This window comes from Thalassococcus lentus, from assembly GCF_028023555.1.
GTDB classification, from domain to species: domain Bacteria; phylum Pseudomonadota; class Alphaproteobacteria; order Rhodobacterales; family Rhodobacteraceae; genus Thalassococcus_A; species Thalassococcus_A lentus.
The window spans coordinates 1-23,391 of the sequence record NZ_JAQIOY010000007.1; the positions used below are offsets into that span (position 1 = coordinate 1).

The 23,391-nt window shown below is 57.2% G+C and carries 28 protein-coding genes; 10 read left to right on the forward strand and 18 right to left on the reverse strand.

All coding sequences use genetic code 11. From position 1 onward, the window contains the following. Together PFY00_RS15010 and PFY00_RS15015 are read left to right on the forward strand one after the other, a co-directional pair. Positions 1 to 324: AMP-binding enzyme (locus PFY00_RS15010; protein WP_408648468.1), on the forward strand; the 324-nt coding region annotated here is incomplete at its 5' end. Positions 325 to 490: 166 nt separating this feature from the next. After that, positions 491 to 832 (forward strand): hypothetical protein, encoded by a 342-nt coding sequence (locus PFY00_RS15015; protein WP_271433402.1) that lies wholly within the window; start codon positions 491 to 493, stop codon positions 830 to 832. On the opposite strand, the gene PFY00_RS15020 is transcribed toward PFY00_RS15015, so the two are convergent. Then, on the reverse strand, positions 795 to 2,303 hold the full coding sequence (locus PFY00_RS15020) for an AMP-binding protein (RefSeq protein WP_271433403.1): 1,509 nt from the start codon (positions 2,301 to 2,303) through the stop codon (positions 795 to 797). The genes PFY00_RS15015 and PFY00_RS15020 overlap by 38 nt on opposite strands. A 169-nt stretch (positions 2,304 to 2,472) precedes the next feature. Here PFY00_RS15020 and accB point away from each other — a divergent pair, with 169 nt between their 5' ends. From accB to aat, 3 genes are read left to right on the forward strand one after another with little or no spacing between them, the layout of a single operon-like run. Then, the gene (accB, locus tag PFY00_RS15025) at positions 2,473 to 2,973 is read left to right on the forward strand and encodes an acetyl-CoA carboxylase biotin carboxyl carrier protein (RefSeq protein WP_271433404.1); all 501 of its coding nucleotides are present in this window, start codon (positions 2,473 to 2,475) and stop codon (positions 2,971 to 2,973) included. 10 nt (positions 2,974 to 2,983) lie between these two features. Further along, the gene (gene accC / locus PFY00_RS15030; protein ID WP_271433405.1) at positions 2,984 to 4,336 is read left to right on the forward strand and encodes an acetyl-CoA carboxylase biotin carboxylase subunit; all 1,353 of its coding nucleotides are present in this window, start codon (positions 2,984 to 2,986) and stop codon (positions 4,334 to 4,336) included. Between the two features lie 57 nt (positions 4,337 to 4,393). Further along, on the forward strand, positions 4,394 to 5,032 hold the full coding sequence (gene aat, locus PFY00_RS15035) for a leucyl/phenylalanyl-tRNA--protein transferase (RefSeq protein WP_271433406.1): 639 nt from the start codon (positions 4,394 to 4,396) through the stop codon (positions 5,030 to 5,032). Here the strand turns inward: aat and PFY00_RS15040 are convergent. From PFY00_RS15040 to PFY00_RS15055, 4 genes are all read right to left on the reverse strand, one after another. Further along, on the reverse strand, positions 4,996 to 5,358 hold the full coding sequence (locus tag PFY00_RS15040) for a DUF2155 domain-containing protein (protein ID WP_271433407.1): 363 nt from the start codon (positions 5,356 to 5,358) through the stop codon (positions 4,996 to 4,998). The genes aat and PFY00_RS15040 overlap by 37 nt on opposite strands. Beyond that, complete coding sequence (mlaD, locus tag PFY00_RS15045; protein WP_271433408.1) at positions 5,355 to 5,801, reverse strand: outer membrane lipid asymmetry maintenance protein MlaD; 447 nt, start codon at positions 5,799 to 5,801, stop codon at positions 5,355 to 5,357. Before mlaD ends, PFY00_RS15040 begins: the two co-directional genes overlap by 4 nt. Then, positions 5,798 to 6,181, reverse strand: coding sequence for an NADH:ubiquinone oxidoreductase subunit NDUFA12 (locus tag PFY00_RS15050; protein ID WP_271433409.1), 384 nt, complete (start codon positions 6,179 to 6,181; stop codon positions 5,798 to 5,800). Before PFY00_RS15050 ends, mlaD begins: the two co-directional genes overlap by 4 nt. Positions 6,182 to 6,279: 98 nt before the next feature. Beyond that, entirely contained in the window at positions 6,280 to 6,636 is a 357-nt protein-coding gene (locus PFY00_RS15055) for a RidA family protein (protein ID WP_271433410.1), read from the reverse strand. A gap of 242 nt (positions 6,637 to 6,878) precedes the next feature. On the opposite strand from PFY00_RS15055, the gene PFY00_RS15060 reads away from it, so the two are divergent. After that, a complete protein-coding gene (locus PFY00_RS15060) occupies positions 6,879 to 7,559 on the forward strand; it encodes a DUF4760 domain-containing protein (protein ID WP_271433411.1) in 681 nt (226 codons plus the stop codon). 49 nt (positions 7,560 to 7,608) lie between these two features. On the opposite strand, the gene clpX is transcribed toward PFY00_RS15060, so the two are convergent. Continuing rightward, the gene (clpX, locus tag PFY00_RS15065; RefSeq protein WP_271433412.1) at positions 7,609 to 8,874 is read right to left on the reverse strand and encodes an ATP-dependent Clp protease ATP-binding subunit ClpX; all 1,266 of its coding nucleotides are present in this window, start codon (positions 8,872 to 8,874) and stop codon (positions 7,609 to 7,611) included. 155 nt (positions 8,875 to 9,029) lie between these two features. Further along, positions 9,030 to 9,671, reverse strand: coding sequence for an ATP-dependent Clp protease proteolytic subunit (locus PFY00_RS15070; protein WP_271433413.1), 642 nt, complete (start codon positions 9,669 to 9,671; stop codon positions 9,030 to 9,032). Positions 9,672 to 9,842: 171 nt separating this feature from the next. Between PFY00_RS15070 and PFY00_RS15075 the strand changes: the two genes are divergently transcribed. Continuing rightward, a complete protein-coding gene (locus PFY00_RS15075; RefSeq protein WP_271433414.1) occupies positions 9,843 to 11,048 on the forward strand; it encodes an FAD-binding domain-containing protein in 1,206 nt (401 codons plus the stop codon). A gap of 60 nt (positions 11,049 to 11,108) precedes the next feature. Here the strand turns inward: PFY00_RS15075 and PFY00_RS15080 are convergent, their stop codons facing one another. The 11 genes from PFY00_RS15080 to PFY00_RS15130 all read right to left on the reverse strand — a co-directional run bounded on the left by PFY00_RS15080 (position 11,109) and on the right by PFY00_RS15130 (position 21,386). After that, the gene (locus PFY00_RS15080) at positions 11,109 to 12,371 is read right to left on the reverse strand and encodes an NAD(P)/FAD-dependent oxidoreductase (protein ID WP_271433415.1); all 1,263 of its coding nucleotides are present in this window, start codon (positions 12,369 to 12,371) and stop codon (positions 11,109 to 11,111) included. 255 nt (positions 12,372 to 12,626) lie between these two features. Then, on the reverse strand, positions 12,627 to 13,346 hold the full coding sequence (locus PFY00_RS15085) for a c-type cytochrome (RefSeq protein WP_271433562.1): 720 nt from the start codon (positions 13,344 to 13,346) through the stop codon (positions 12,627 to 12,629). 5 nt (positions 13,347 to 13,351) lie between these two features. Beyond that, complete coding sequence (locus PFY00_RS15090) at positions 13,352 to 14,623, reverse strand: c-type cytochrome (RefSeq protein WP_271433416.1); 1,272 nt, start codon at positions 14,621 to 14,623, stop codon at positions 13,352 to 13,354. Further along, positions 14,607 to 15,884 carry a sulfite dehydrogenase gene (gene soxC, locus PFY00_RS15095; RefSeq protein WP_271433417.1) on the reverse strand — a complete coding sequence of 426 codons (1,278 nt, stop codon included), beginning with the start codon at positions 15,882 to 15,884 and terminating at the stop codon, positions 14,607 to 14,609. The genes PFY00_RS15090 and soxC overlap by 17 nt, the downstream gene beginning before the upstream one ends. A gap of 32 nt (positions 15,885 to 15,916) precedes the next feature. Continuing rightward, positions 15,917 to 17,614: a thiosulfohydrolase SoxB gene (soxB, locus tag PFY00_RS15100; RefSeq protein WP_271433418.1), complete on the reverse strand. Its 1,698-nt coding sequence runs from the start codon at positions 17,612 to 17,614 to the stop codon at positions 15,917 to 15,919. 103 nt (positions 17,615 to 17,717) lie between these two features. Continuing rightward, on the reverse strand, positions 17,718 to 18,566 hold the full coding sequence (soxA, locus tag PFY00_RS15105) for a sulfur oxidation c-type cytochrome SoxA (protein WP_271433419.1): 849 nt from the start codon (positions 18,564 to 18,566) through the stop codon (positions 17,718 to 17,720). Positions 18,567 to 18,625: 59 nt separating this feature from the next. Further along, a complete protein-coding gene (gene soxZ / locus PFY00_RS15110) occupies positions 18,626 to 18,955 on the reverse strand; it encodes a thiosulfate oxidation carrier complex protein SoxZ (RefSeq protein WP_271433420.1) in 330 nt (109 codons plus the stop codon). A 23-nt stretch (positions 18,956 to 18,978) separates the two neighbouring features. Beyond that, on the reverse strand, positions 18,979 to 19,395 hold the full coding sequence (soxY, locus tag PFY00_RS15115; protein WP_271433421.1) for a thiosulfate oxidation carrier protein SoxY: 417 nt from the start codon (positions 19,393 to 19,395) through the stop codon (positions 18,979 to 18,981). Positions 19,396 to 19,418: 23 nt separating this feature from the next. Next, entirely contained in the window at positions 19,419 to 19,901 is a 483-nt protein-coding gene (gene soxX, locus PFY00_RS15120) for a sulfur oxidation c-type cytochrome SoxX (RefSeq protein ID WP_271433422.1), read from the reverse strand. 132 nt (positions 19,902 to 20,033) lie between these two features. Further along, a complete protein-coding gene (locus PFY00_RS15125; protein WP_271433423.1) occupies positions 20,034 to 20,609 on the reverse strand; it encodes a thioredoxin family protein in 576 nt (191 codons plus the stop codon). Positions 20,610 to 20,648: 39 nt separating this feature from the next. Next, entirely contained in the window at positions 20,649 to 21,386 is a 738-nt protein-coding gene (locus PFY00_RS15130) for a cytochrome c biogenesis CcdA family protein (protein WP_271433424.1), read from the reverse strand. Between PFY00_RS15130 and PFY00_RS15135 the strand changes: the two genes are divergently transcribed. From PFY00_RS15135 to PFY00_RS15145, 3 genes are all read left to right on the forward strand, one after another. Continuing rightward, a complete protein-coding gene (locus tag PFY00_RS15135) occupies positions 21,385 to 21,843 on the forward strand; it encodes a thioredoxin domain-containing protein (protein ID WP_271433425.1) in 459 nt (152 codons plus the stop codon). The two genes, PFY00_RS15130 and PFY00_RS15135, sit on opposite strands and share 2 nt — an antisense overlap. Positions 21,844 to 21,862: 19 nt before the next feature. Beyond that, on the forward strand, positions 21,863 to 22,198 hold the full coding sequence (locus PFY00_RS15140; protein ID WP_271433426.1) for an ArsR/SmtB family transcription factor: 336 nt from the start codon (positions 21,863 to 21,865) through the stop codon (positions 22,196 to 22,198). Between the two features lie 111 nt (positions 22,199 to 22,309). Continuing rightward, the gene (locus tag PFY00_RS15145; protein WP_271433427.1) at positions 22,310 to 23,368 is read left to right on the forward strand and encodes a YeeE/YedE family protein; all 1,059 of its coding nucleotides are present in this window, start codon (positions 22,310 to 22,312) and stop codon (positions 23,366 to 23,368) included. Positions 23,369 to 23,391: the final 23 nt, after the last annotated feature.

Sequence of the window (23,391 nt, forward strand, 5' to 3'; positions counted from 1 at the left end):
GTGGCCGAAGCCGCCGTGGTCGGCTACCCCCATGAGATCAAGGGACAGGGCATCTATTGCTATGTCACGCTGATGACCGGCGTCGAGCCGACCGAAGAGCTGCGCAAGGAACTGCGCACATGGGTCCGCACCGAAATCGGCCCCATCGCATCGCCCGACCTCATCCAATGGGCCCCCGGACTGCCAAAAACACGATCCGGAAAAATCATGCGACGCATCCTGCGGAAAATCGCAGAAAACGACTACGGAGCCCTCGGAGACACATCAACGCTCGCCGAACCTCAAGTCGTCGAAGAACTCATCAATAACAGAATGAACCGGTAAGACAGATATCGCGTTTACCATCAAAGAGGGGCAGGCCGTTGGTCTGCCCCTTTTCAATTCCGCGCTTTGCTGGACGATTCTGCTTAGAACTTTAGCGGCTTCGATACGGTAATCGCAGGCATATGGTAACCTGTTTCCCGTGGGGGCGCTGAATGGAGTAGCGCTCATGCAGATTCCCAGCCTGCCGCAGATCGCGGCGCCGCTGACGACGGGTCATCCCCTTGGCCTGCCGGAAGCAGCACAACAGAAAGCTCAGTCATCTCAGGTGCCATCAGTGCAACCCTCTGATGGCAGCGCATCTGATCCGTGGCGAGATCACCCATCCCAGCACAATGCCCAACAGGGCGACCGGGATACCGAAGGCCAACCCAAGACGGCACCGCCTTCGATCATGCAAATCAAAATCTCTCAACTGCTTGATGCTCAGGCCGAAGAACAACCCGGGCAAACACAAGACCACGCGTCCGCGATCATTCCCGAGCCAACCGATCCCGCAAGTCAGTCTTGAGGACCTTGCCGTAGTTGTTCTTGGGCAAACCATCCAAGGGGAAATAGGCCTTGGGGCGTTTGAAACGGGCGATCCGGTCGAGACAATGGGCATCCAGACCGGCGATGTCCAATGGCACGTCTGACACGACGAAAGCCACCACGTCTTCGCCCCATTCGGGGTTCGGCCGACCGACAACGGCGACTTCCTGAATGTCCGGGTGTTCCAACAGGGCCTCTTCGACCTCACGCGGGTAAATGTTGGTGCCGCCCGAGATAATCATATCCTTCGAGCGATCCATGAGGGTCACGTAGCCATCGGCATCCATGCGGCCCATGTCCCCGGTCCACAGCCAACCGCCCTGCAAAGTCTTTTGCGTCGCGTCAGGATTGTTCCAATAGCCCGGCATGACAACATCGCCGCGCACCAGAATTTCACCGGTTTCTCCGGCAGGCAGCAAAGATCCGTCTTCGGCCCCAATGGCCACCTCGACCGCTGATTGCGCTCGTCCAACCGATCCAAGCCGTTCGCGCCAACGCGGATGGCTGCGATCAGTCACGTCATGCCGGGACAGGGCCGTGATGCCCATGGGACATTCGCCCTGACCGTAAATCTGCACGAATACCGGGCCAAGAATCTCGACCGCTTCGATGATATCGGCGTTATACATAGGTCCGCCTGCGTAAACGATCGTCCGCAGGCCTTTCCCATTTCGCCCCTGCATCTTGGCCGCGCGGGCCAAGCGTTGAACCATCGTCGGCGCCATGAACATATGCGTGCCATCAAACGCCTCTGCGAGGTCCAGAACCTCGATTTCATCGAACCCGCCAGAGCGCGGAAATACATGCCGAGCCCCCGCCAGAACGTGCATCATATTATAGATACCGGCACCATGACTGAGAGGCGCGGCATATAGCGCTGCATCGTCCGGCCTGATCTGGTCGCAGTCGACCTGATAGCTGAGCGACATGGTCGTCAACATCCGGTGTGTAATCATCACACCCTTTGGTCGGCCGGTGGTGCCGGATGTGTAAAACAGCCAAGCCAAATCATCCGGGTGCCGATGCGCCACATGCCCGACCGGGTCGCCTTGGGTCAGCGTCATCCAATCCGGGCCTCCGGTCTGGATGACAACGCATGCGCAAACCGCAGACAGGCCCTCTGCCAGTTCTGCCGTCGCAAAGCACAGTTCCGCACCCGCATTTTCGACGATCCACGCCGCCTCTTTGGGGTGCAGCTTTGCGTTGATTGGGACGACCACGGCCCCGAGATACCAGACCGCATATTCCGCGATCAGATAGTCCGGCACGTTCTTCATGAACAGCGCGACCCGGTCTCCGGCGCTCACACCCTTGGCAGCCAGCCCCCCTGCCAGCCGTCGCGCGGCCGCATCGAAAGCCCCGTAATCCGAGACCAACTCGGTGCCCAGAAACAGGGCCGGACGATCCGGATGAACCTGCGCGGCACGCTCAAGCCATGTCCCGATATTCATAGCTTCGCTCCCTTTTGACCATAGGAATGCAAGCCTCAATGCCAAGGGCAAGCCAAAATCCGCAATCCCCCCGCTTTTCACTGCGTCAACTTCGGCCTATAAGCGTGCAGCCAAGGCTGCGACGAACAACGGGCCAGGCAGCCAAGATATGGGAACGGGCGAGGACCGCATGAGCAAGAATACCCACGAGACCGATGTTGCCTTTATCAAGGCGCTGGCGGAATTGCTGAATGAAAACGACCTGACCGAACTGCAGGTCAAACGTGAATACGGCGAAGATGACAGCCTGAATGTCCGGGTCAGCCGGATGCAGCCACAGGTCGCCGCCGCACCTGTTGCGATGTCTGTTCCGGCGGCAGCGCCTGCTGCTGCAGCCGCTCCGGCGCCGGTTGCGGACGCCGCAGATGCCAGCATGCCAGAAGATCCCGCCTCGCATCCCGGTGCGGTGACATCGCCCATGGTCGGCACGATCTATATGCAGGCCGAACCCGGTGCACCTGCGTTCATCAGTGTCGGATCGACAGTATCCGAAGGCGATACACTCTTGATCGTAGAAGCGATGAAGACGATGAACCACATCCCTGCCCCGCGCTCTGGTACGGTCAAACGTATCCTCGTCGAAGATGGCGCACCGGTAGAATACGGCGCACCACTGGTCATTCTGGAATAAGGTCGGCCAAATGTTTGACAAGATCCTGATTGCCAACCGGGGCGAAATCGCCCTGCGGGTGATCCGCGCCTGCCGCGAGATGGGCATTCGTTCTGTTGCGGTGCACTCCACTGCGGACGCAGATGCCATGCACGTGCGCATGGCCGACGAAACCATCTGCATCGGGCCCGCGCCCGGCACCGACAGCTACCTGTCGATCCCGGCCATTATCGCAGCATGCGAAGTGACCGGCGCTCAGGCAATTCATCCCGGCTATGGTTTCTTGTCCGAAAACGCGCGTTTCGTTCAGGCCCTCGAAGATCATGGCCTGACCTTCATTGGACCTTCGGCTGAACACATCCGCACCATGGGCGACAAGATCACGGCCAAGGAAACTGCGGCAAACCTCGGGATTCCTGTTGTACCAGGTTCCACTGGTGGCGTTGGCTCCGTCGAAGAGGCCAAGAAGATCGGCGCCGATTTCGGATATCCGGTTATCATCAAAGCGACAGCCGGCGGCGGTGGTCGCGGGATGAAGGTGGCCGCATCCGAAGCTGAAATGGAAAGCGCCTTTCTGACGGCGCGCGCCGAAGGCAAGGCTGCTTTTGGCAATGATGAAGTCTACATCGAGAAATACCTTCAAAAGCCGCGTCACATCGAGATTCAGGTCTTTGGCGACGGACAGGGTGGTGGCGTACATCTGGGTGAACGCGATTGTTCACTGCAAAGACGGCACCAAAAGGTCTTCGAAGAGGCCCCCGGCCCTTCGATTTCCCCCGAGGAACGCGCACGCATCGGCAAGATCTGTGCGGATGCCATTGCCAAAATGGGCTATTCGGGCGCAGGCACGATTGAGTTTCTGTATGAAGACGGCGAATTCTATTTCATCGAAATGAACACCCGTCTGCAGGTCGAGCATCCGGTCACCGAAGCGATCTTTGGACAAGATCTGGTTCGCGAACAGATTCTCGTGGCCTCAGGCAACAAGCTCTCGTTTTCTCAGGATGAACTCGAGATCAACGGCCACGCGATCGAAGTCCGCATCAATGCCGAGCGTCTGCCCAACTTTTCGCCCAGCCCGGGCAAAATCACGCAGTACCACGCACCGGGTGGTCTGGGCGTGCGGATGGATTCAGCGCTTTATGACGGCTACAAAATTCCGCCCTACTACGACAGCCTAATCGGCAAACTGATTGTGCACGGGCGCGATCGCACCGAAGCGTTGGCACGTCTGAACCGTGCCCTGGGGGAACTGATCGTCGATGGTGTGGACACCACTGTGCCGCTTTTCCACGCATTGCTGCGGGAGAAAGACGTGCATACCGGTGATTACAACATCCACTGGTTGGAAAAGTGGTTGGAGGCCGGCGGGCTGGAAGACTAGCCTGAGGGGCATGATCAGCAGCAGAATACAGGTGATCCCAAGACCAGAGCGCGTTTCATGACGTCCGTCGACACGGATCTGTTGTTGCATGCCTATCGCACTGGCATCTTCCCGATGTCCGAGCATAGGGACGACCCGGATATATTTTGGGTCGATCCGCGCCGCCGCGGCATCATCCCGTTGGATGGCTTTCACATCTCGCGCAGTCTGGCCAAGCGGCTCAGGCGTGACGACTATGAAGTGACCTTGAACCAAGCCTTTGGCGGCGTGATCGACGCCTGCGCGGACCGCTCTGAAACCTGGATCAACCCGGCCATACGCAGCCTCTATGTCGACCTAAACGAAGCAGGTCATGCCCATTCGCTAGAAGTCTGGCGCGACGACCAATTGATTGGCGGAGTCTATGGTGTGGTAGTCGGGCGCGCCTTTTGCGGCGAGTCGATGTTTTCCAACGCCACGGACGGATCAAAGATCGCTCTGGCATGGCTGGTGGACCAGCTGTGCCGAACCGGGTTCGTTCTGTTCGACACACAGTTTCTGACGCCGCATCTGGCATCGCTCGGCGGGGTCGAAATCACCCGAGCGGCCTATCGCAGGATGCTGGATGAAGCATTGATGGAAGATGCCGACCTGCTTTCAGAGCCGCTGGCTCAGCACGGTCAGGACGTTGTGCAGCGCAACACCCAGATATCATAGCGTGGGTGGTCCAACGGGTTGAGCGCAGGAGAAGACGCAATCATCCAGCCTCGGTAAACCGGTTCGGCCACTCCGGCTTCGCGGATGGTCAGAAACGCAAATGCATCGCCCGACCGGTTGCCACGCGGGTATCTGCATTCGCCCAGTGTCACGCTAAGCGCACCCAATTCGGAGGTCTGGCCATTGGAAAGGGTCATGTCCGTGGTCTTGGCATTCAGCTTATCAAGACCGCGCAAAACTGCCCCGTCACCTGAATTGACAGCCACCTGTGCTGCCGCCTGCCCGCCCACGAGCAAAGCAGCAAAAAACGCAAAGCGAGTGATCATTCGCCTTCTCCGGACACAAACTTAAGCAACAAAGAAACAAGGCTGACCGCCCCTTGGGTGTCGAGTATCTCGTCACCTTCGGCGAAATAGAAAGGCGATCCGCCGGGGCTGATCTCTACGTAGTTCCCGCCCAAAAGCCCTTCGGAGGCGATCACAATCGCGCTGTCGTCCGGGATCTGGATGTCGTCGCGGATCGTGACAACCGTGTCTGCGCGGTAAGTTTCCGCGTTAAGATCAATTCCCGTGACGGTTCCCACCTTTACGCCAGCCAGACGCACGTCTGTGCCAACACTGATGCCCTCCAGGGACCGAAACGATGCTGACAATTCGTATCCGTCGCTACGCAGCTGAAAGCCGGTGCTTTGAACCGCGTACAACCCAAACGCCAAGGCAGCAGCAAGTACGCCGCCGCCAACCAACACCTCGGTGGTGGAGTGGGTCATTCCGGGCTCCAGGCCTCATAGTCGCTGCGGGTGGACGGATCACCACGCCGGATTGAACCGACAGGCGCATAGGCCAGCGCCGTGCCTGTCAGGTTTTCCTGATGTGGCTTTTCCCATGCCTTATGCGGCAATGGTCGATCTGTGGGCGGTTCTTTGAACGTGTGGTGCAGCCAGCCATGCCAGTCCGGGCTGACGCGCGATGGTTCGGCTTCGCCGTTGAAGATCACCCAGCGGCGCTTGCCGTCGCGGGTCTCGTAAAAAGTGTTGCCCTGCTCATCCTCACCCACCTTGGTGCCATTGCGCCAAGTCCAAAGCTGGGTGTTCAGCGTCTGACCGTTCCACCAAGTCACGGCGCGCAAAAGAGTGTTGAGAATGCCCATGGACGACTCCTGTATGTCTTGGCCCTATATGGCGAAAAGCGGGGCCAAGGTCCAGTGGCCCCGGCGCCGCATGTGCAAGCAATCGCGCAAATCGGAAACTAGGCCAAAGCCGTCAGTTCAATCTCGATCCGGAATTTGGGATCGATCAGATTGCATTCAACCATCGTCGCGGCCGGAGGATTTGCACCAAAGGCCTCGGCAAGGATTGGCCAGCAGGGTTCAAATTCAGCCGCTTCGGGCAGATAGTAATTCACGCGGACGGCCTTTTCGAAACTGCTGCCAGCCTCTTCCAGTGCACGCTGAATTGTCGCCAAAGCATCACGGCACTGTTCCGCTACGGTTTCGCCCTGCCCGACTGTTCCAGCGACGTGAACAAACCCGCCTGCGACGACGGCGCGGCAATACCCGACCTTTGCTTCGAACTCTCCGCCCGACGAAATGCGTCTGATGGTCATCTGTCTCTCCCGGTTGACTGTTGGTTCGGCGCCCCCATATCTTTGGAGCATAACCAACCACCGTATTTTTCAGAAAAAACTGGAATTTCAAGGGGTTTTGTGGTAGAAAGTTGCGTAGCAGGAGGCACGAGCAAATGTTTCGCGAAGGTTTTGGAAACGGCGGAAAAGCCGTACTGATCTGACGGCACTCTTAGAAAAGGGTGTTTATTCAGTTCGTTACCAAGTTTTTAGCCATCTTTCTTATGTCCATTGGCATCGCCATTGGGCTCATCTCTGTTGCCGTATTGATTGCAGATATCGGCGCTGAGTCTCTGTCGCAGATCTATCGGCGCTTTCCGGACAGCCCCAGTGAACGATACAAAACCTTTGCGGGTGTCGCGGCAACGCTCGTTGCAATTGTCAGTGTCGCTGTCGGTTTAATCACATTCATTCTGAGCAGCCGTGCCAACCGAGTAGCGCAGCGCAAACAACATACCATCTCTATCCTGCTGGAAACGCGGCTCTCGGATCGTTTCAAGATGTTGAACGTTCAAAGACGTGCCAAATTTCCGGAATATCATGATGTAACCTTTGAGGATTGGAACGAGGCACGGCTCGCCCAACCAGAGAACACTAGCCTGAAGGCGAAACGCGAAGCGCAGCGTCGCAATGAAGCTGCGGATGCGGTTGTAACCTTGCTGAACTACTACGAGTTTCTTGCCGTGGGCATCGCAGAGGGGGATCTGGATGAGACCCTGCTCAAACGCACGCTGCGCGGGATCATGTGCAATCTGGTGGATGATTGCCGAAATCTGATCTGCGAAATGCGCAAGCGCAATCCAAGAACTTATGAGAACCTTGCTGCACTTTACGAGGACTGGCGCCGCCCAGGCAGCAAGGACATCAACGGCAACGAAAACGAACGGGCCATCCCAAAGGGATAGCCCGCCGTGTCAATTTATCAATTCGGATGCGAAGCGCGTAACGGCTGATTTAGCCAGCCGACGCTTCCTCTTTTTTCTTGTCGCCGTAGATCATCAGCGGCTTGGCTTCAGAATTCACGGACTCCTCGTTCACGACGACTTCGGTCACTTCGTCCATTCCCGGAAGTTCAAACATCGTATCCAGCAGGATACCTTCGAGGATCGAACGCAGGCCCCGCGCACCGGTTTTGCGCTCGATCGCCTTCTTGGCGATTGCGCTGAGTGCATCATCTGTAAAGGACAGTTCGGTTTCTTCCATCTCGAACAGGCGCTGATACTGCTTGACCAACGCATTCTTGGGCGCGGTCAAGATGGTAACCAGAGCGTCTTCGTCCAAGTCTTCCAATGTTGCGATCACAGGCAAACGACCTACAAATTCAGGGATCAGACCGAACTTGAGAAGATCTTCAGGTTCAAGATCCTTGAAGGTCTCGCCCACGCCTGCTTCGGAATCGTCGCGCACATCAGCGCCAAAGCCCATTGCACTGCCTTTGCCGCGCTGCTTGATGATCCGGTCCAGGCCCGCGAACGCACCGCCGCAGATGAACAGAATGTTGGTCGTGTCCACCTGAAGGAATTCCTGCTGCGGATGCTTGCGCCCGCCCTGCGGCGGCACGGAGGCAACGGTGCCTTCCATCAGCTTCAGCAAGGCTTGCTGCACGCCCTCACCCGACACGTCGCGCGTGATCGACGGATTTTCGGACTTACGTGTGATCTTGTCGACCTCGTCGATGTAAACGATGCCGCGCTGTGCACGTTCGACGTTGTATTCCGACGCCTGCAACAGCTTGAGGATGATGTTTTCAACATCTTCGCCGACATAACCCGCTTCGGTCAGGGTCGTGGCATCCGCCATTGTGAAGGGCACATCAAGAATCCGCGCCAACGTTTGGGCAAGCAATGTCTTACCACAGCCGGTAGGACCGATCAGCAGGATGTTGGATTTGGCCAGTTCGATGTCAGACGATTTTTGAGCGTGGTTCAGACGCTTGTAGTGGTTGTGTACCGCCACCGACAAAACGCGCTTGGCCATGGCCTGACCGATTACGTAGTCATCCAGAACTTCGCAGATTTCGCTCGGGGTTGGCACACCTTCCGAGGACTTCAGGCCAGCGCCTTTTGTCTCTTCACGGATGATGTCCATGCACAATTCAACGCATTCATCACAGATGAAAACCGTTGGTCCCGCAATCAGTTTGCGTACTTCATGCTGGCTCTTGCCGCAAAAGCTGCAATAGAGCGTGTTTTTGCTGTCACCGCCAGAATTCGTTGCCATCTTGCACCTTTCTTGGCCCTAATTCGGGCTCGCGAAGCGCTGTTCACAAACGCTTGCAGCCGCTGGCCGTCCTGTTCGCTCCAGCTTAGGGGAGCCAGCCGGGGCGAGCAATGCGAAAAATTTGCCCGCCCACGACACTGTGTTTTCAAAATCGATCAGGACTTCTTGTCGCCTTCGCCGTCATCGCCGGTGTCGCGGCTGGTGACGATTTCATCGATCAAGCCCCATTCTTTCGCATCTTCTGGCGACATGAAATTGTCCCGCTCAAGTGCCTTTTCAACGTTCTCAAGGCTCTGGCCCGTGTGGTGGACATAAATTTCATTCAAGCGTCGCTTGAGCTTCAGCGTTTCTTCGGCGTGGATCATGATGTCTGTGGCCTGACCCTGATAGCCACCAGACGGCTGGTGCACCATCACACGACTGTTGGGCAGCGACAGGCGCATGCCGGGCGCACCTGCGGTCAGCAGAAGCGAGCCCATAGAAGCCGCCTGCCCGATCACCAGCGTGCTGACCTTGGGTTTGATGTACTGCATCGTGTCGTAGATCGACAAACCGGATGTCACCACGCCGCCGGGGCTGTTGATGTACATCGAGATTTCCTTTGAGGGGTTTTCTGCCTCAAGGTGCAGCAACTGTGCCACGATCAGCGAAGACATGCCGTCGTGCACAGGGCCGTTCAGGAAAATGATCCGCTCTTTGAGCAATCGCGAAAAGATGTCGTAGGCCCGTTCGCCGCGGCTGGTTTGCTCAACCACCATGGGAACGAGATTCATATAGGTTTCAATAGGGTCTTTCATGATCGCCTGCCTGCCTGTGCTGTCACGTGAGAATTGGTAACGGAGTTGCGTTACCAGAAGCTTAGTGTTGGCCTAGGGGGGCTGCAAGGGGCCGGACCTCAATTTGCTGTCACGCCTTGAAAGCCAGCCCCCGGCCCCTAGCCTTTCCCACAAGCCCGAGCCGGAGCAAGCATGAACGCCTTTTCGCCAACGCACACCGAAGCACTGCGCCGTTTGTCTGCCTTTGTTCCAAAGGCCGGACGAGACTATGCCGCCAAGAGAAACTACGCTTTGGGGCCCGCGCGGCACGCTGAGGCCGTGTCGGTTTTGTCACCCTATGTTCGGCATCGCCTGATTACCGAAGAAGATGTGCTGACTGCCGTTTTGGCCCGTCATTCCAGCAAGGCCGCTGAAAAATTCATTCAAGAGGTGTTCTGGCGGACCTATTGGAAAGGGTGGCTGGAAATGAGGCCCAGTGTCTGGACGCAATATCAATCCGGGCTCTGGCGTGCATGGAACCAAATTCAGACCCAATCCGGTCAGCGCAATACATGGGAGGCCGCCTGCAAGGGCGAGACCGGAATAGACTGTTTCGATTCATGGGCGCATGAGCTTTTCCAGACCGGGTATCTACACAACCATGCCCGTATGTGGTTTGCCTCGATCTGGGTTTTCACGCTTCGGCTGCCATGGGAATTGGGTGCTGACTTTTTCATGCGGCACCTGCTGGATGGTGACGCGGCGTCCAATACATTGTCGTGGCGGTGGGTGGCGGGGCTGCAAACACGCGGCAAACACTACATCGCCCGTGCGTCCAATATCTCGAAGTACACCGAAGGCCAGTTCTGCCCGGCACCGGGTGTTTTGAATACATCCGCTGACCCGCTACCGGGCAGCGAGCACCCGCCCCGTCTTGCCCCCCCGCAGAGCGCAACACTGGATCCATCCCTGCCGACCGCAGTTTTGCTGCACGAGGATGACCTAAACCCCGGTTTCCTCGCCAAACTCGGCATGAACGTCGTAGGCGCCGCGGTTTTGCCGGTCCAGACCGGCCAATCACCGCTTTATCTGGCGGAGAGTGTCCTGACATTCCGAAACGGCGCTGTCGCGGACATGGCCGTCCGTTGGCAGGAACGCTTTGGACAATTTGAAGTCTCTCTGCCCGCTCAGGACATCGGCGCATGGGCCCGCGATCGGGGCGCGCACCAATTCGTGACACCTTATGCCCCTGTCGGGCCGGTTGCCGAGGCTTTGCAGCAGATAAAAGGTATCCCTGTCCGACAAGTGTTGCGCGACTACGATGCAAGCGCGTGGCCTCATGCCACCGCAGGCTTCTTCAAGTTCAAAGCAAAAATCCCAGAGCTGTTGGGCTCCATGAACGGGCTCAAGGTCGCCTGAGTTCCCGCAACAAAAAAGGCGGGCATGAACGCCCGCCTTTTCCGATGTTATAGTATCAGATTAGCTGAACATATCGGCTGTGATACCGGCATACCAACCCACGCTTTCTTCGTAGGTTGCTTTGCGCAGTGCCGCATCTTCACCAGTCTGGCTGACAAAACCATCAACCTTGGCAATCTTTTCGTCGGTTGCCTCATAGCTGGCACCAACCTTGACGCCATCATCCGTGTCAATAAGCGACCAGCAGGTGTTCGAGAACTTGGCCGGGAACACACGGCTGCCTGTCAGCGCACCGCGCACGGCCATTGCCGCGACCTTGGCCTGGCTGTTGGCAGAGAAGCCGGACTTGGGCATGTCACCCTGTGCACAGGCATCCCCGAGGATATGGACGTTCTCGTCCAGACGCGACTGCATGGTATGGCCGGAAACCGGCGCCCAGTTGCCTTCGGTCAGGGCTGCTGCGTCGCAAATCGCGCCTGCCTTCATGGCCGGGATAACGTTGACCACGTCTGCATTGACCACTTCGCCGTCGATATCGACAGTCATATCGGCCGCATTCACCGAAACGTTTTCGCCGCCGAAGTCGGGGCCAATGCGTTCGATCATGCCGCCATAGTGCTTTTGCCAGCCTTCTTCGAACAGGCCCTGCTTCGAGAACTTTGGCTTGGGATCAGCGATGATGATCTTGGCCGTCGGATTGTTGGCCTTCAGATAGTGCGCCACCATCGACACACGCTCATAGGGGCCAGGAGGGCAGCGGTAAGGGTTCGGCGGAGCGACCATTACATAAGTGCCGCCTTCTGGCATGGACTCAATCTGACGCTTGAGCAGCTCGGTCTGTGTGCCGGCCTTGTATGCGTGTGGCATTGCTGTCTGTGTAGAAAGATCCCAACCCGGAACAGCGCCATCCACAAAGTCGATGCCCGGCGAAATCACCAGACGGTCGTAGGGAACGGATCCGCCGCCCGCCAGAGAAACCGTCTTGGCGTCACGGTCTACACCGATCGCCCAATCGTGCACAACGTTGATGCCATGAGTCGCGGCCAGAGTGGCGTAGCTGTGTCCGAGGCTGTCCATGGTGCGGAAGCCGCCAAGGTACAGGTTCGAGAAAAAGCAGGTGTAATAAGTTCGGGTAGGTTCGATCAACGTGACGTCGATTTCACCCTTGCTGTCTTTTGCAATGTAGCGCGCTGCGGTTGCACCACCGGCGCCACCGCCGATCACAACAGCTCTTGGCTTGGCCTGTGCACGCACCATTGGCGCGGCAAGCGTAGCGCTTGCGGCCGTTGCGGTGCCCAAAAAGGCCCTTCTGTTCAATGTCATATCCGGTCTCCTCCTGATTGGATATTCGTGTGAAACAAATTGAACGAGACCGAAGCCTCTTTCCCTATGTTCCGGTTGAAACGCGCCCGCCGGATTAATCCGAAGGCGCGTTGCGTGGCGGATCTGCTGCCCGCTTGCATACGTCCGCCCAACCTGTGGACGGCGCATGATGCCAAATCGTTCGTTTCAGTCAAAATGTTGCAAAGCCCTGCAGATCGGCGTTCACCGATCTGTCCAAGGGATATGCAAGCGCGCTCAACCATCCTGTTCGATTTTCGCAAAATATGCAGCCAGCGCTGCGATTTCCTCATCCGACAAGCGCGACGCCATCATCTGCATGACGGGATGGGGGCGGACCTTGCGTTTGTAGGCATGCATCGCGACGACAAAGTCTTCCTCATACCAGTTCACGATAGATGGAATTCCGTCATCCGATCCGCTGCGCTTGTGGCAAGTCAGACATTCCGCAGCGAGGTATTCGCCGTATTCGGCATCCCCTACGATCGCCAGAATTTCCGGCGACAGCACAACCTCATGCGCGTTGGCGGTTGGCGCAGCTTCAGGGATATTCTGCGGGCTGGCCGTGAATTGGCGCAGATACGCCAGCACGTCATGCCGATCTTGAGGATCTTTCAAGCCACGGAACGACATCCGTGTTCCCGAGATCAAGGCTCGCGGATTTTCGATATAGGCATCAAGAGTTTCTGCATCCCAAACCAGCCCATCGCCAAAGGCGCGTTGCATGGATTTGGAATATTTGAACCCCTCGATGCTCCCCGCCTTGCGGCCGAAAATCTCGTTCAGGTGCGGGCCGGCCCGATTGGGCGCGTCCGGTCCAACCTTGTGACATCCAGTGCACTTGCGAAACACATCGGCACCGCGCTCGGCATCGCCAAGCAGCTCACCGTCGCTGTCGGCAAAGGCGCCTGCCGGAAGAGCAAGCGCCAAAGCCAAAGCTGCAAAGAAACTCCGCATCTTCATCATGGATCGAACGATTTCAGATAGGCCGTAACAGCGGCAATATCGTCAGACTTCTTGAGACCTGCAAAGGCCATACGGGTGCCTTTGACCGATCCACGCGGATCCGCGAGGAACTCTGCCAACTTTTCTTCGGTCCATTCACCGCCCATGTCGGCCATTGTACCCGAATATTTGAAGCCATCGATACTGCCGATCGCGCGTCCAACGACACCGTTCAGATGCGGACCAGAGCGGTTCTTCGCGCCCTCGCCAACCTGATGGCAGGCCTTGCATTTCTTGAAGACCTTTTCACCGGCCTTGACCATCGCAGGATCCAGTGCCGCGACAGCGACCTCTGCAGGCGCTTCTTCGGCAGGCGCTTCTTCGGCGGCAGCAGCGACTTCGACGGCGGCTGCTTCTTGTGCAGGCGCGGCCTCGGCTGCTGCGTGATCTTCTTCCATGCCTTCCTCTTCTGGCGTCACATCCAGAACAGTTGCACGCATGGTGATCTCAGGCTGCGCGTCCTTGCAATTTTCCATGCAGGGCTCAGTGCGCCAGATCGTATATTCGGTTTCGGCACGATCATCGACGATGAACCCACCCGCATTGGGCATTTCAACGTCAAGGAACGTCTCTTTCGACAGTTCAAACTCATCATCAATGATGTCGTTCGAATAGAGGATATAAGCCGTAATGGCATAAACTTCGTCTGCGCTCAGAGACTGCGCGTTGCCGAAGGGCATGGACCGGTTCACATAGTCGAAAACGGTAGACAGATAGGGCCAGTAGCTGCCCACGGTCTTGAGCGGATCTTCATCCGCCAGCGAACCGTCTCCGCCCGCCAGCTTGGGCCAGTTGTCCACGCCTTCCGCGAAAGAGCCGTGGCAAGAGGCACAGTTCTCTTCGAAGATTTCTTCGCCGTCGAACGCATTGCCGGAACCATCTGGCAAACCCGTGCCATCCGGGCGCACATCCACATCCCATGCAGCAATTTCTTCGGGCATGGCAACACGTCCAAGGCCAAAGTTTTTGCCTGCACCACCTTCGTCAGCATAGGCTGCTGCGACAAGACCGCCGCGCGCGGCGTCGCCTGTCGTTGCATCGGCGACCTCTGCCTTTGCCGGTGCTTTTTCGGCCTCCAACGCGGCAAGCGCGTTGGGCGACAATGCACCCAGTTTTTGCAGATCAGCGGGGACCTTAGCGATGTTACGGTCGGCAAAATTATAGCCCGCCAACAACATAGCGATGACGCCAGCCGATACACCGCCGAACAGATTAAGAGACTTCGACATTTTCTGCCTCCCCGTTGGGTTTCACATGCCATGTCTGGATGCAGTTGTTGTGGTAGATCGAATTCAAACCGCGCACCTCGCGCAGCTGTTCTTTGGTCGGCTGGACATAGCCGGTTTCATCCATCGCACGGGATTGAAGCAGCCAGTCTTCGCCGTTCCATTCCGTATCCAGATAGAAGCGTGTCAGGGCCTTGTTCTCGCCGTCCTTGGCCAGACGTGCGGTTTCCCAGGTCATGCCGCCATCTTTCGAAACATCAACGCGGGTGATCTTGCCATGGCCGGACCATGCCAAACCGGTGATGACCACAGGGCCATGACCGTGCTTGATCGGCGACTGCGGGCTCGGGCTTGTAACCACGGACTTGGCATCCATGACCCATGTCCACTTGCGCGATGTGCCGTCTTCCAGTGTGTCGGTGTACTTCGACGTTTCTTCGCGGCTTTCCACGGGACCGTCCATCACTTCGATACGGCGCAGCCATTTGACCCACATGTTGCCTTCCCAACCGGGGACAACCAGACGAACAGGGTAGCCATGCTCCATCCGCAGCGCTTCGCCGTTTGCCTTGAAGGCAACAAGACAATCGTCCAGCGCTTTTTCCATCGGGATCGAACGACCGTTGGACGATGCGTCAGCGCCTTCGACGTAGACCCATTTGTCTTTCAGATCTCCGGCCGCATCCAGACCCGCCTCGGTCAACAGCGTCCGCAGCGAAACCCCGGTATACTCCATGTTGTGGATCATACCGTGTGTGAACTGCGCGCCGTTCAGCTGCGAGCCAGCCCATTCCATGCCGGTGTTCGCCGCGCATTCACAGAAATAGACGTGCTGTTCGCGTGGGAACCGTTCGAGATCAGCATAAGAGAATACCAGCGGGGTATCCACCAAACCATTGATCATAAGACGATAATCTTCTTTGCGCAGCTCGATCGCACCCGAATGGTGGCGTTCAAAAGCACAGCCCTGCGGCGTGATCGTGCCGTCCAGTGCATGGATTGGCGTAAAGTTGATCGAGCTGATCGTATCAGCGGTCAGCCATTCGACATTACGGCGAACCACGTCCGCTTCGTATTCGATGGGCAGGCCATAGGGTGTTGCGTCAACACCGTCACCCAGACCAGAGGCCCAGCCCTGAACTTCGGTGATCAGCGGATCGGGTCCAGCCGCGCGTGCTGCTGTTGCAGCCACAGTCCCTGCCCCAAGCGCGGCGGCGCTGGTCAGAAACTGGCGGCGCGAAGGGCCGTTGGTTTCTTTGCTCATGTTCTTGCTCCTTTTCAAAGGATGGAAGGCCCTCAGGCCCCCACCACCTGAACCGAATTGTTGGGGGCAACCGTGACTGTGCCCTGCTTGCGGATGTGGTTCTCCACCACGTCCCAGATCTGCGGACCTTCTGTGCCTTCGTTGACCGAGGCCCAGCCGGCGACCACGTAGTTTTTGGCCGGATCAATCGCTTCGCCGTTCTTAAGCAAGGTCATGTCGGTCACCCGTTCGCCTTGCTTTTTGTTTACGTCGATGCGGTAGCCCATGCCCCCGATGCGAACCATGTCGCCACCCTGCTGGTAATAGGGGTCGGGGTTAAAGATGTTGTCAGCCACATCCTCAAGGATCACCTTGATGAATTCGCCCGTCATTTCAGTGCGATAGGCTTTGCCGTAGGTCATTGAAGTCACGTTGAAGATGTCTTCGCGCGTGATGTCCTGACCCGGCAAAATGGATGGCCCCCAACGAACGCCGGGCGACATGGCAATGTCGGCCTCTCGCTCAGAGAGCAGCGCATCACAGATCAGATCATCCCAGCTACCATTGAAGTTGCCGCGGCGGTAAAGCAGGCTGTTGGTCTGGCCGATGACTTCTTCCAGATCGGCCTTGTACGGCGCGCGCTGTTCATCAATCAGCGCAGCAACATCTGCATCGGGCGTGATCACATCCGAGAAAATCGGGATCAGCTTGTGACGGAAACCCATCATGCGGCCTTCGCGGACGTCCAGATCCACACGGGAGACGAACTTACCGTTCGACCCAGATGCGACAATGATCGTCTCGCCGACCAGAACCGGCTCAGGCAGCGCGTCATGCGTGTGACCAGACAGGATCACATCGATACCTTTGACGATGCCAGCCATTTTCTTGTCGACGTCAAAACCGTTGTGGCTCAGGCAAACAACAAGTTCCGCGCCTTGCGCACGCACTTCGTCCACCATTCCCTGCATGTTCTCGTCACGAATACCGAATGAGTATTCCGGGAACATCCAGCCAGGGTTTGCAATTGGCATATAAGGGAAGGCCTGACCGATGACAGCGATCTTGACGCCGCCGCGTTCAAAGAACTTGTAAGGCGGGAACAGTTCTGCAGGCTCGTCCCATTCGGCATCAAAAATATTCTGGCCAAGAGCTGCGAACGGCAGACCTTCGACAATCTCTGCAACGCGATCAGAACCCAGAGTGAATTCCCAGTGGAAGGTCATCGCGTCTGGCTTGAGCGCATTCATGACGTTGACCATGTCCTGGCCTTCGGTCTTGTAGCAGGTGTATGACCCATGCCACGTGTCGCCGCCGTCCAGAAGAATTGCATCAGGGCGATCTGCACGGATTGAATTGATCACCGTGGCGACACGATCCAGCCCGCCGACGCGCCCGTAACCCTTTGCGAGGGAAGCAAAATCATCATACGACAGTGCATAGTGGGAGGGACTGCCATCGTCGATGCCATAGAGTTTACGGAAGTCAGCGCCAGTCACATGAGGAACTGCGCCACGGTTGTCGCCCACACCGATGTTCACTTCCGGTTCGCGGAAAAAAATCGGCTTTAGCTGGGCGTGGATGTCCGTCACGTGGATCAGGGAGACATTACCAAACGTGTCGAACTGCAAAAGCTGGTCCTGAGACAGGCTTTGCTGCGCCGCAAGCCGCGCCCAATTGCCAAAGCCCGACGTGCCGTACAGCGCCGAAGCGGCCATGGACACCTGCAAAAAATCGCGTCTTGAGATCATGGGAGGGATCTTTCTTTCATTTCGCGACACACATGCGCATGTGTGAATAAGTTGGGAGGAAGAAACCCCGCATCAGCCAGACTGATGCGGGGTAGCTTTAGATTTAGTTACGGACGGACGGACCTTCGACCGACAGGCCGTTGGCGCGCGACTTCACGTAAAGCTCGAGTGCGATGAATTCGCCCGAACCGGGGCTGTATGTTTCCGCACGCGTATCGCGGACACAGCCCTTAAAGCGAGAATGTACACCGTTCAATTTCGCGTTTTTCAGACGGTAGGTTGGGAAACCGTTGATCTGACCCTGCGAAAGGTGGTCTGCGCGGATGTAGTTGCCGTAGTTTTCTTCGTGGCACGATGCGCAGGACAGTTCCAGCTGGCCTGTGCGGGTGTAGTAGAGCTCTTTGCCCTGTTCCCAAGCCGCCTGAACCGGACCATCGATCGCAACATTGACCGGCATCCCACGCGAGTGCGATGTGATCATTGCTTCGACGTTGATCGCGACGCCGGCATCGTACTTCCAGGCATCTGCGCCCATACGGTTCGTCCGGCAGTCGTTCATCTGCATCTGCATCGTGCGCAGCTCACCAGCTTCTTCGTTCCACTTCGGATAGCTGGCCGCCACACCCTTCATGCTGTCTGCAGCATCCTCGTGACAAGAGGCACAGCTCTTGCCTTCGGAACCGTCAACTGCATTCCAGGTTTCGATGCCTTGATCGACAAAGATCATGCCTTGGTTTTCGAAATCGTCCATCTGCAAAGCCTGCGTTTCGTCAGCGCGGAAATGCCAGCCAGAGATAATCTCGTCGACGTTTTCCATGTGCGCAGGCGCAGCAGCCTTGGTGACCATTTCAATCTCGCCGTTGAGAACGAGCTTGTCGTCATCCGCACCGCCAGCAAAGGCGATCGGTGCGACCAGCAGTGCGGCGATTGCCGTCATTGCCTTGAATTTCATGAATTTCCCTCCCGTTAGGCTGCCCTGCCCCATCAAGTCGGTGGGACAGGGAAGTGGCTTTAGCCGATGGCGACCGACTTGGTCTCTTCGTAGACAGAGCCGTCGTCGTCGTACCAAGTGAACTTGAAGTCACCTGCTTCAGGAACCATTGCGTCGAACTCAAAGTATGGGTTCGTCGAAATCGCCGGCTCCATGGCCACATCGATCACCATCTCGCCGTTGAACTCGGCTGTGAAGCGATTGATGATCGAGCGCGGGATAGGATTGCCTTCCTTATCCTTGCGCTGACCGGATTCCATCTTGTGCGAAATCAGGGTCTTGATGGTGATCGAGTCACCTGCCGCTGCTTTCTTCGGGACTTTGACGCGGGGCTTTACACCAGATGCCATGTCTCAAATCTCCTATTCTGAACTCAGCCGCCGCAGCCGCCGATGGTGACCTTTACGGTCGATGAGGTGCGCGCAAAGCTGCCATCTGCCAGCTGCGCTACGGCGATCACGTCCTGCGTGCCTGCAAGGCGGATCCGGGTGGATGCGCTCTGAGCCGCGGCCATCGGTCCAAACTTGAAGGTTGCGACGCCCGGAGTCGGGTTGCCCGCGGCCAGCACCATGATTGCTGTTGCGCCTTCGGCAGCGACCGAAATCGGAACAGTGTTGCCGTTCTCGGCAATCTCTGGCGCTGTCAGGTCAACGCCGCCATCAGCGACTGCTGCACCACCGGTGAATTCCGCAATCATGTCGTCTACAGCCGCGTTGGCGCGGAACGGCAGAACGGTCATCAGCGCGGCACCTGCCCCAAGGGCGAGGGTTTCACGACGTGTGAAGTCCATGCTTTTTCTCCTTAAACTCGCGGTCAGCTGTCTGTCAGGGTCAACAGATACGCGACCACATCTTCTACTTCCTGCGCCGTGAGGATTGGCGTCAGGTCTTCTTCTTTCGCGGCTTTGCCGGTGTAACCATTGCCCGGACGAATAAATCCGGTGGTTTTGTAAAAGCCCGGCATGACCGATTCAGGAAAGGTCATCTTGGCGTTCACGACGATGCCGCGCAGTTCTGCAGCGGTACGCACTTCGCCGATGCCATCAAGCATCGGACCGACTTCGCCGTGGAACGGAGAGTCCTTGAGCGCAGATACTTCGTGGCAGGCAATGCAGTTGCCCTTGCCGCGGATCGTCATGATCTTTTTGCCGTTTGCTGCATCACCGGGAGCCCCGGTCAAGGATGCTTCGACGGCACCATATTCATCGAATGATACACTGGTCGGCGCAACGGTGGAATCCGCGTTGGCCGCACCCGCCATCAGCGCAAGCGCTGCTGTGATTGCTGTTAGCCTCATTTTCCCTCCCTAGGCTTGAAGACACCCGAGGGTGCCCTAAGTCGTCTCGGCTGCTGTATACCGTAGGCTACTGAACGCCGGTCACGCAACAACAAATTCGCGAATGTGAATTTTTGTGCCAAAAAGCCGCGATTAATCAAAACTGCCGTTGCTGCGCTCTTGTATTCGCCGGGCATGGTAACGCTGAAAATCTTCATCACTATCAAGCGCATATCGTTCTTCGGCGACCCATGTGAACATGTCCAAAGTGGTGCCCTTGCCAAAAGCGCCGGGCATCACAGCAACCGCCGCCTCAATCGCTGTTTGGCCCTCCGGCACCTCTTGCGGTAGAAAAACAATGTTGGGTGTGAACATCACCCGCCACTTGCGTGCCATGTCTTTTTCGGACAGCGATTCCCCGTCAAAATCGACCACTTCGATGTCACCGTGCAGGTTAAGCTGGACGACGAAATAGTTGTCTTCGATGTAGTCGCTGATGGTCGGGTCAACAAAGACCTCTTCATGCATTTTGCGGCAGTAAATGCAGCCTCTTTGCTCAAAGAACAGAACCAGTCTCTTGCCTTCCGCGTTCGCCTCTTCGAGGTCTTCGCGCAGATCCTTGAACGTATCGCGCATCCAGACTTGCTTGTGCAGACCATCGTCTCCGACTTCGGCCGCAAGTGGCAGAGCCATCACAGCGGCCAACGCCGCACCAATCCAATGTTTCATAGCAGTCTCCTTTCCTATCGGGGATACCCCGCCAACGCCCTAGCCCAATGCAGTCCAGCCGGGGAACGTATCGATCATCCACTGCGCAATCCGGTTCACGCTGTCGGTCACGATGAGCAGGGCGAACAGGATCAGCATCGCACCCATGATCTTTTCAACATACTTCAATTTGTCCCGGTTGCGCGCGGTCCATCGCAAGAACGGACCCGAGAACAGGGCCGCGATGACAAACGGCGCCGTCATCCCGATGCCGTACACCAGCAACAGCACCCCGCCGCGCCAAATTTCACCCATGCCGCTGGCTATCATAAGAATCGATGCCAATGCCGGCCCGACACAAGGTGTCCAGCCGAACCCGAAAGCCAGCCCCATGAGGTAAGCGCCCAAGACCGTGGTCGGCTCTGCTTTGCTTTCCAGTTTGGCTTCGCGGTAGAGCAAGCCGATCCGGATGATCCCCAGAAAGTGCAGACCGAACACCGTTAGAATGGCAGCCGCGATCCACTTGAGCTGATCAAAGTAGTCCGCAAAAGCCTGCCCGATCGCCGTGGCGCCCATTCCAAGAAGAACAAAAATGGTGCTGACGCCTGCAGCAAAAAACAGGGCGGACACAACCAGTCGCCGCTGGGCACCAGGCGCGATACCGGCATCATCTCGCAACTCGGACATCGAAATCCCGGCCATGTAGCACAGATAGAACGGGACCATTGGCAGAATGCAGGGCGTAAAAAAGCTCAGCAATCCAGCAAGCGCGGCGCCAGCAAAGGAAATATCGAGCATGGAACAACGCCTTTTCTTGAATAATTCACATATTCAGATTACGTTGACTGTTAGCAAACCGTCAATTGGAATAGCCCGCGTGGTCAAATCTCATCTCTTCGCAATTTTGGCTTCTGCCGGACTCGCATCCGCGGCAGCAGCAACAGAGGCGGTCAACCTGATTATGGTGGATCAGCCCGGCTGCGCCTATTGCATGGCGTGGGAGGATGAAATCGCGCCGGCCTACCCCAATACGGCCGAAGGCCGCTATGCTCCGCTGTTGCGCGCTGACCTGAGGGATGGCCCGCCAAATGGTGTGGAATACGCACGCCGGGTGAACTTTACTCCGACCTTCATCCTAATCCGGGACGGTCAAGAGATTGCACGCATGGAAGGCTACGTCGGCGAGGATTTTTTCTGGCCGCTCTATTCGAAACTGCTGGAAGACAACACTGACTTCCGGCCGGCAGTGAACTGATTTCAAGGGATAAATCAAAATGGGCCTGCCCGTACTTCATGACGATCTGACAGATGACGAACTCGATCGAATCGTCGACAAGGCGACCACGGCGTCGTCTTTTCTGAAAGCGATCAGCCATGAAGGCCGCTTGATGATTTTGTGCCATCTCGTCACCGGCGAAAAGTCAGTGACTGAGCTTGAAGAACTGCTTGCAGCCCGTCAGGCTGCTGTCAGTCAGCAGCTTTCTCGCTTGCGCCTCGAAGGCCTTGTGATTCCGCGACGCGAGGGCAAAGCGATCTACTATCGGCTCGCGGATGATCGCCCCCGCAAAATGCTCGAGTGCGTCTACGAGCTGTTTTGCAAAGACGATTGAGTAAGCCCTAAACGCCCAGCGCCCGGTCGAAATCGACTCACTTGCGAGAATTGGAATGCGCGCGCATACTGACTAGGCGAGGGCATTTGCGTGCAGGGGAGGAAGGCCGCAATGACCGATCTGTTGTCTGAACACCACATGGTGGCTCTTTGCGGGCTGCTGGGCGGTGTGCTTTTGGGACTGGCCGCGCGCCTTGGCCGGTTCTGCACCTTGGGTGCGATTGAGGACGCCCTCTACGGCGGCTCAACCACGCGCATGCGCATGTGGGGCGTGGCGATTGGCATCGCTGTCGTCGGATCATTCACGCTGATGGAAGCAGGCTATCTGAACGGCGCGGACACCTTTTACCTGTCGCTGACTTTCATGCCTGTCGCCGCGGTCGTGGGCGGTTTGATGTTTGGATATGGCATGGCTCTGGCCGGAAATTGCGGATACGGCGCAATCGCCCGTCTGGGCGGCGGTGATCTGCGCAGTTTCGTGATTGTGCTTGTCATGGGAGTAAGCGCCTACGTCGTGATGTCCGGCCCTCTGGCACCTTTGCGCAATCTGCTGTTTCCGCAAACGGACGTGATTGACACCACACCACCGGGCATTGCCCATCAGATTGGCGCGATCAGCGGTCTTTCTGTCAATGCGATCGGGATCGCGCTGGGGCTGGGCATCCTGGCCTTTTCCGCCGCGCATCGCCAACTTTGGGAAAAACCCAGCAGCGTGTTTTGGGCCGCAGCCGTCGGCGTCGGTGTTCTGATTGGCTGGGCCGGTACGTCTTATGTCGCCTATAATGGTTTTGAAGCCCTGCCCGTGGTTTCACACAGCTTTTCTGCGCCTCTGGGCGAATCCATTTTGTGGTGGATGACAGGCTCTGTGCGTCCGTTGTCTTTCGCAGTGGGGTCTGTCGCTGGCGTGTGGTGTGGTGCTTTTATCGGATCACTGATCAAGGGCCACTTCCGTTGGGAAGCCTGCGAGGATCCAAGAGAACTGCGCCGCCAGATTTTTGGCGCGGGCCTCATGGGCGCAGGCGCTGTCATTGCAATCGGATGTTCGATTGGCCAAGGCCTGACGGCCTTTTCAGTTCTGGCCCTTTCCGCGCCTTTGACCTTTCTCGCGATCTTTGCCGGTGCAGCCATTGGCCTGCGGCAATTGATCGAAGGATTTCAGCCCGCCGAGTAATCGGCAGGCTGAGAACCGTTTGG